1 protein-coding gene is annotated in these 979 nt (G+C 67.4%); it reads left to right on the top strand.

Annotation, left to right across the window (positions count from 1 at the left end):
• A partial coding sequence (locus tag DMC61_RS40805) for a 2-oxoacid:ferredoxin oxidoreductase subunit beta (protein WP_199750234.1) occupies nt 1-979 on the top strand: 979 nt, incomplete at both ends.

Here is a 979-nt window from a genome sequence, read left to right as displayed (position 1 = left end):
TGACCGCGATCGACCTGGGGATCCCCACCCTCGGCGGCTTGGACCTTGTGCCGACCGAGACCGAACCGCAGAAGGCGAAGGACTACAAGTCGGACCAGGAGGTCCGCTGGTGTCCCGGCTGCGGTGACTACGTCGTGCTCAACGCCGTGCAGTCGTTCCTGCCGACGCTCGGCCTCAAGCGCGAGAACATCGTGTTCATCTCGGGCATCGGGTGCTCGTCCCGGTTCCCGTACTACCTGAACACCTACGGCATGCACTCGATCCACGGCCGGGCGCCGTCGATCGCGACCGGGCTCGCGACCGCGCGACCGGATCTGTCGGTGTGGGTCGTCACCGGTGACGGCGACGCGCTGTCCATCGGCGGCAACCACCTGATCCACGCGTTGCGGCGCAACGTGAACATCAAGATCCTGCTGTTCAACAACCGGATCTACGGCCTCACCAAGGGCCAGTACTCGCCGACGTCCGGGCCGGGCATGGTCACGAAGTCCACCCCGATGGGCTCGGTCGACACCCCGTTCAACCCGCTTTCGCTGGCGATCGGCGCCGAGGCGTCGTTCGTGGGCCGCGCGCTCGACTCGGACCGCAAGGGCCTGACCGAGGTGCTGGAAGCCGCCGCGAAACACCGCGGCTCGGCGCTGGTGGAGATCTACCAGAACTGCCCGATCTTCAACGACGGCGCCTTCGACGTCCTCAAGGACAAGGACGAGGCCGCCACCCGGCTCATCCCGCTGAAGGCCGGCGAGCCGATCAAGTTCGGGCCGCAAGGCGAATACGGTGTCACGCGGAGCGGCTGGGCCGGGCTGGAGGTCGGGAAGGTCGCGAACATCGGCGAGGAGAACCTCGTCCTGCACGACCCCACGATCGAGGACACGTCGTACGCGTTCGCGCTTTCGCGGATCGGCGACCAGAACCTGAACCACGTGCCGACCGGCATCCTGCGGCAGGTCGAGCGGCCCACCTACGACGACCAGGCGCG

This window comes from Amycolatopsis sp. WAC 04169 (assembly GCF_003947535.1).
Lineage (GTDB): Bacteria > Actinomycetota > Actinomycetes > Mycobacteriales > Pseudonocardiaceae > Amycolatopsis > Amycolatopsis keratiniphila.
The sequence above is the reverse complement of the archived record's forward strand: the minus strand, read 5'-3'. Positions and strand labels throughout refer to the sequence as shown.